The following is a 6,636-nucleotide window of genomic DNA, read 5'->3' on the forward strand; positions in this document are numbered from 1 at the left end:
CAAGGCGCCTGAGAGCATTGCACTCGGGCGCCCCAGCCTCTATGCTTCGTGGCTAACCTAACGGGAGCTGCGAACTTGGGTACTATCGACTGGAATCACACGCAGGCTGCGGTCTGGCGCGCTAAAAAGGAATATCTGCGACCTATACGTCACCTTGACCCAATTCAGTTGGACAGTCTGCTGGGCGTTGACCGCCAGAAATCGTCTCTGGTTAGAAATACCGAACGATTCATCCAGGGCAAACCTGCCAACAACGCGCTACTTTGGGGTTCTCGTGGTACCGGCAAATCCTCCCTGATCAAAGCACTGCTCAATACGTTCTCCCACGACGGTTTGCGCATGATCGAAATCGAAAAGGAAGATCTGCACAACTTGCCAGACATCGTGGATGATATTCGCGACCTGCCACAACGCTTTATTATCTTCTGTGACGACCTTTCTTTCGAAGAGGGTGAGTATGGCTACAAGGCATTGAAGAGCGTACTGGAGGGCTCTCTGGAGCTCCCACCGGAGAACGTATTGATCTACGCAAGCTCCAATCGCCGCCACCTGGTACCGGAAAAGATGTCCGATAATGAAGCGGCCAAAGTGGTAAATACCGAGGTGCACTACGGTGACACCATAGAAGAGAAAATTTCTCTTTCCGATCGTTTTGGTCTTTGGCTCTCCTTCTACCCCATTTCTCAGCCTGAGTACCTGACGATCATCGATTACTATTTCCGCAACTGGACCGGGGATACTACAACCCTGCACCAGGAAGCGATCCGGTTTTCGCAGAGTAAAGGAATACGCAGTGGCCGCACAGCCAAACAGTTCTACAACCATTACATCTGATATGGCAGCAGGCAGCAGTCGCTGGGCCGAAGTCCGGCAGTTATTTATCATTGGCTGGCCAATCATTGTCGCCCAGATATCGCAAACCGGTATGGGCTTTGTTGATACCCTGATGTCCGGCCATTACGGTGCCCAAGACCTTGCCGCTATCGCGGTCGGCTCCAGTATATGGCTACCGATATTTCTCGCCTCTTCCGGCGTTCTGATGGCTACCACCCCGCTTGTGGCCCATCTTGTTGGCGCCAACCGTGTCGCAAAAACAAATTCGATACTCGCCCAAGGCGGGCTTATCGCTCTGATACTAGGGTTGCTGTCTATCGTTATCATGCATAACAGTGCACCACTGCTGCACTGGATGCAGGTTGCACCAGATCTTGCCGCCAAAACCGATGCCTACCTGCGCGCAATATCCTGGGGGTTTCCAGCCATCTTGCTGTACCAGGTGATACGCAGTTATTCGGAAGGGTTTGGCAAGACCCGGCCAATCATGAAGATTGCCATACTGGGCCTGATCGCTAACATCCCACTTAATTACATCCTCATTTACGGCAAGCTCGGTCTGCCTGAAATGGGCGGTGTCGGTTGTGGTTGGGCGACAGCTATAGTGATGTGGCTCACGTTTGTGGCGGGGATGTTCTACCTGCTCCGCAGTCCAAATTTTTGCGAAGTCGATGTTTTTCACGGCAACCGCTTACCGCGGACTCTCGCGCTGGTCCGCTTTCTGAAGTTGGGTCTGCCGATTGGCATGGCATTGCTGATTGAAGTCAGCATGTTCGCCATCATCGCCCTGCTCCTCGCAGACCTGGGCGAGATCATCGTCGGTGCCCACCAGATCACCATCAGCTTTACGGGCATGGTGTTCATGGTGCCACTCAGCATCTCAATGGCACTGACCATCCGAATCGGCCACCAGCTTGGCGCTAAAAACCCTGAAGGTGCCAGATTCAGTGCATCAACAGGCGCCATCATCACCATCTGTTTTGCCATGGTGAGCGCAACAACCATGGTGCTGCTGGCGCCGGATATTGCCGCTCTCTATACCAAAAATCCGGAGATAATCACCATCGCTGCGAGCCTGATTAGCATCGCTGCTCTGTTCCAGTTTTCAGATGCCATACAGGTTGCATGTGCGGGCGCACTGCGCGGTTACAAAGATACCAACGTACCGCTGCTGATTGTCTTCGTGTCATTTTGGGTGGTGGGTCTGCCGTTGGGCTATACACTGGCGCGTACTGACTTTATCCTGCCAGCCATGGGCCCACAGGGCTTCTGGGTTGCGCTGGTTATTGGCCTGACGATTTCTGGTGCGCTGCTTGCACAACGCCTGATCTGGAAAAGCGGCAGCCTCTGTTCTGACTGAGGCTCAATCCACGTACTCGACCCGCCGCTGCCAGTATTCAGAAAACTCTTCCGCTGGCATCGGGCGGGCGAAGTAATACCCCTGCCCATAGTCACAACCAACGCTAGCCAATAGCTCACACTGCTCCTGGGTTTCGATGCCTTCGGCAACAACATAAAGTCCGAGTTTATGGGCCATCACAATGATCGCTTCACATAACGCCATATCATCGGAATCGGCCGTCAGGTTCTGCACAAACGCCTTATCGATCTTCAGGTAATCAATATCAAAGCGACGCAGATAGGCCAACGAAGAATAACCGGTACCAAAATCATCCAGTGCGATCTGCACGCCTCCCTGCCGGAATACCGCAAGTTTTTCTGATATCTCAGCCGAGCTCTCCATCAGCAGGCCTTCGGTGATTTCCACGGTCAGCGCGCCACCCGGCAGATCTTGTTTTTCCAGTGCGCGCAGCCAGGCTTCAGGCTTATTGCTCTCTTCCATAAACTGCAACGGAGAGGTGTTGATCGACACCTGAAACTCGGGGTGGAACGTTGTGCGCCACTCGCGCACCTGCCGGATCGCCTGGCTAAACACCCAATCACCGATCTCCAGGATGCGCCCGGTTTCCTCTGCCACCGGAATAAAGTCCAGCGGCGATACAAAGCCCCTCTCTGGATGATGCCAGCGAATTAGCGCCTCTGCCTTACATACCAAACCACTATGCAGATCGATAATCGGCTGATAGCTGAGACTGAACTGCTTCTCTTCACAGGCAGCGCGCAGATCTTTGGCGAGATGAATGCGCTCCAGCGCCGCCTGATGCATGGAGGGTGTGAAATACGCAAACCGGTTACGCCCTTGATTCTTCGCCGCATACATCGCTAGATCTGCGTTTTTCACCAGCTGATCAACCGTATCTGCGTCTTCCGGGAAGAAAGTAATACCGATACTTCCGGTGATATACGCTTTATCTCCCGATAGATCGAAGGGCTCGGCAAGTCTGGTAAGAATATTGGCGGCGATACGTTCAACACAGGCCATATCGTCGAGATCGCTGAGGATCACCGTAAACTCATCACCGCCTTGCCGTGCCACGGTATCGGAATCACGTACCGCACCCTGAATACGCTTGGCCGCCTCCACCAGCAAGGTATCCCCCATATCGTGGCCCAGGGTGTCATTGACTTCCTTAAAGCGATCCAGATCCAGAAACATCAGCGCAATATTACAGCCATTACGCGTAGCCTTTTTCATCTCCTGCGCCATGCGGTCACGCATCATGTTTCGGTTGGGTAGCCCGGTCAGCGCATCATAGTTGGCCTGTTTCCATATCAGCTCATCTGCAGCACGCTTTTCAGTAATATCCCGGCTAATCCCCATCACACCGTGCAGCGTGCCATCAAGGCCATAGAACGGCGCTTTGTAGACATCCAGAATCACCTTATGACCGTCCGGATAATACGCCTCACACTCATAAGCCTGAGCGGAACCGGAGCTCATCACCTCCAGGTCTTTTTCACGCACCAGTTCAGCGACCTCTGGCTTGAACAACTCCTTGTCGTTTTTGGTGAGCACTTCAGCCTCAACGGAGTCGGTAAACTGCTCAAACGCCTTGTTGCAGCTGATGTAATTGCGATCGGTGTTCTTCACGAATACCAGATCAGGGATGGCATCAATCAGCCCACGCAACAGACCCCGCTCCCGGTTGAGCATTGCCTGACTGTCACGCAGCTCCCGTTCAGCGGCCCGACGGTCTTTCTGCCGATGCAGAATAAGCCCCATCACCATCGTCACAAACGGAAATATCAGTACAATCGGCGGGATCACTTTGGTAAACAGAACCTGATGCATATCCGCCGGCATCAAAAACATGCACACAGCTACATCAAGCTGGACGATCAGCCCAAAAAGATAAAGGTATCTCCAGTCCAGCGGTACGTTGACGAACTGTGAAGCATAACGCCAGATCAGCCCGATCGACGCCGTGGAGATAATGACAATCGAGCCGACAACCGCGCCACCACCACCCTGATAAACCCGAAATGCAACCGCCATCGTTACCGCGATCAGAGTGGTGCGCACGCCAAAAAACAGACCACAGAGACTGAGCAGAATCCAGCGTGTATCAAAGAAGATGCCCTTTTCCAGCTCCCAGGGTGTTGCCATCACAGCAATGGCAATGCCACCAACCAACACCCCGGAAAAAAGATCGCGAAGACGCTTGTTCCTGAAACCGTGAAGCCCAAGCGTGTCATAGATAACGCCAAGCCCCAGAAGAAGAATGACATTGTTCAGAAGTGCAGAATAACTGGCTGATTCCATCAAACCCTATCCCAATCCCATCAGGAAACCAGTTCCAGATCGGTAAAGCTAATACTATATGAGTGTGTAACACGAACCACCTGAAAAATGTAGTACGTGTACAACTAATTACTGGAAATGCCGGCTTTCAGATTCCCTGAGAATTGCCGGACCCGGAGCTCTTGGTGAGATAGGAAATAAAACGCAGACGTGATTGTAGAGCATCAGACTTGCAGGCACGTTGAGGTTTCCATTAATCGGAAACCTCTTCAGCGATACCCGTTTCAGCACCTTCCGTTTGTCCTGACAACGGCAAGCGAATAACAAAAACCGTGCCTTGATCCACAGCACTCTTCACCGAGATCTTACCTCCATGATCCTGGATGATACCGTAGGCAATGGCCAATCCCATTCCGGTACCCTGGCCAATAGGCTTAGTGGTATAGAACGGCACAAATATCTCTTTCTGCACCTCTGGTGGCATACCACAGCCGTTATCCGCTATTCGGATGCGGACAGCGCCATCCTCACAAGAGGTTTTAATCGTGATGGTCGGGTTTGCCCTGCCCTCAACCGCTTGCTTCGCATTCATAATCAGATTCAGGAATACCTGATTCAGCTGATTGGGATTACACACAACCCCTGGCAGCGGTTGCAGATCGAGTTTTAACGTGACACCGGTTTTAAGTTCCGAGGTCAACAGTTTCAATGTACTGTTGATACCCGCACACAGATCCGCTTCAATCCGATCGCTACCCTGGGTTCGCGCAAAACTACGCAGGTTCAGTACAATCTCTTTTACACGCTGAATACCCTCGATCGTATCATCGATCAATCCGTGCATATCCTCGCCGATAAAATCGAGATCCTCCTTCTCGATCAGATCCGCGATCTCTTTGCGGTAAATCTCTGGGATACCGGGATCATTAAGGTATTTCTGGTTGAGTTCCAACAAGCGCAACAGCGCCTGCTTATAGATTGGCAGGCTCTCAAGGTTACTTAATACAAATGCAAGGGGGTTATTGATCTCATGGGCCACACCCGCAGAGAGCGTACCCAAGGTCGCCAGCTTTTCATTCTGCATGGCGACCGCTTGCTGCTGTTGTAGCTTTTTGTAACTCTCTGCAAGCTTCTGATTCTTCAGATAAAGCTCGCGAGACTTATCTTCAAGCAGCTGCTCAGCCTTAAGACGCGCCTGTCTTTCACGCGTATAAGCAATTTCGTATGGATTTTCCGTATCAGACATTGCCAAACCTGATTATCAGGTCACAATGATCTGCGCCCTGATGCATGCAAACTGGATGATCAATGGTAATCGGCGTTTTGTAGGACTCTGCCGCGCCGCGTACCAAGCCTTCCGCCAGAATACAGAGCTTACGCGGGGACTGGTAGTGCATTACCAGTTGATCCTGGGAACTTTCGTCGTAGGTGAAATTTGGCAGGTTCGGGCTGTCGTAAAGCTTGCGCACTTCGATATGGATCACCGATTCGATACTCAGCAGAAATTCACGCAGGTTTTCCGGTTGCTCAACAAACATCGGATAACGTTCTGCCAGCTGGTGAAAAAGGTAGGTACCGAATATCTCTACGACCTCTGCTATCGGCATCTCCAGCTTTTGTGCAACAGACCCCACCAAGCCAAACAGTTCTTCGTCCGGGTAACTCTCGCTGGCGGTATAAATACCTGTGGCTTCCGGGTTTTCAGACAACACCTCGTTCCAACCCTGCATGCCACACTGCTTAATGACCAGATCTTCCAATACGTTGAAAATGACGCCTTTCATTATTCGCTCCTGCCGTTCGGAAGACGGCCTGTGTCCATGTTCTGATTACAGTGTGGCTCTGGCCCGAATTACAAAGACTGTTCTAGCCGATTCCCAGCCACGCCTCTTTTTCCTGCTGCCCCTGAGCTCCAGTGCTCTGCATGCGGGAGAGCAGATCTTCGTACCATGACTTAAAGTCATCGGCGGTTAGGGTCGCTTTGTTCTCCTCATACTCCGCTTTCAACTGAAGGCGAAAATATTCCAGCCCCGCATCCATCTCTTCCACCAGAACATCGTTGTCCCAGGGCTTCGACATAAAGCGGTGAATACCCGCAGATGACAGTGTTTTCACAATATCACTCCGCTCAGCATGCGCACTCAACATCATCTTATAGG

Annotated in this window: 5 protein-coding genes and 1 pseudogene; 2 read left to right on the forward strand and 4 right to left on the reverse strand. The window is 51.9% G+C overall.

Annotation, left to right across the window (positions count from 1 at the left end):
* Positions 1 to 75: 75 nt before the first annotated feature.
* Complete coding sequence (locus ACEQ15_RS01145) at positions 76 to 834, forward strand: ATP-binding protein (protein WP_370277140.1); 759 nt, start codon at positions 76 to 78, stop codon at positions 832 to 834.
* Entirely contained in the window at positions 794 to 2,194 is a 1,401-nt protein-coding gene (locus ACEQ15_RS01150; RefSeq protein ID WP_370277141.1) for an MATE family efflux transporter, read from the forward strand. Before ACEQ15_RS01145 ends, ACEQ15_RS01150 begins: the two co-directional genes overlap by 41 nt.
* Before the next feature lie 3 nt (positions 2,195 to 2,197).
* On the opposite strand, the gene ACEQ15_RS01155 is transcribed toward ACEQ15_RS01150, so the two are convergent.
* The 4 genes and pseudogenes from ACEQ15_RS01155 to ACEQ15_RS01170 all read right to left on the reverse strand — a co-directional run.
* Complete coding sequence (locus tag ACEQ15_RS01155; RefSeq protein ID WP_370277142.1) at positions 2,198 to 4,498, reverse strand: putative bifunctional diguanylate cyclase/phosphodiesterase; 2,301 nt, start codon at positions 4,496 to 4,498, stop codon at positions 2,198 to 2,200.
* Positions 4,499 to 4,730: 232 nt separating this feature from the next.
* Complete coding sequence (locus tag ACEQ15_RS01160) at positions 4,731 to 5,723, reverse strand: sensor histidine kinase (protein ID WP_370277143.1); 993 nt, start codon at positions 5,721 to 5,723, stop codon at positions 4,731 to 4,733.
* Positions 5,716 to 6,261: a heme NO-binding domain-containing protein gene (locus tag ACEQ15_RS01165; RefSeq protein WP_370277144.1), complete on the reverse strand. Its 546-nt coding sequence runs from the start codon at positions 6,259 to 6,261 to the stop codon at positions 5,716 to 5,718. The genes ACEQ15_RS01160 and ACEQ15_RS01165 overlap by 8 nt, the downstream gene beginning before the upstream one ends.
* An 82-nt stretch (positions 6,262 to 6,343) precedes the next feature.
* Positions 6,344 to 6,636: pseudogene (locus tag ACEQ15_RS01170) on the reverse strand (hypothetical protein); the annotation flags it as partial.

Source organism: Pontibacterium sp., from assembly GCF_964228735.1.
Lineage (GTDB): Bacteria > Pseudomonadota > Gammaproteobacteria > Pseudomonadales > Balneatricaceae > Pontibacterium.

Bases quoted from the DNA above. Each gene is read 5' to 3' on its own strand.
- ACEQ15_RS01155 (WP_370277142.1), bottom strand. From the start codon at position 4,498: ATGGAATCAGCCAGTTATTCTGCACTTCTGAACAATGTCATTCTTCTT.
- ACEQ15_RS01160 (WP_370277143.1), bottom strand. From the start codon at position 5,723: ATGTCTGATACGGAAAATCCATACGAAATTGCTTATACGCGTGAAAGA.
- ACEQ15_RS01165 (WP_370277144.1), bottom strand. From the start codon at position 6,261: ATGAAAGGCGTCATTTTCAACGTATTGGAAGATCTGGTCATTAAGCAG.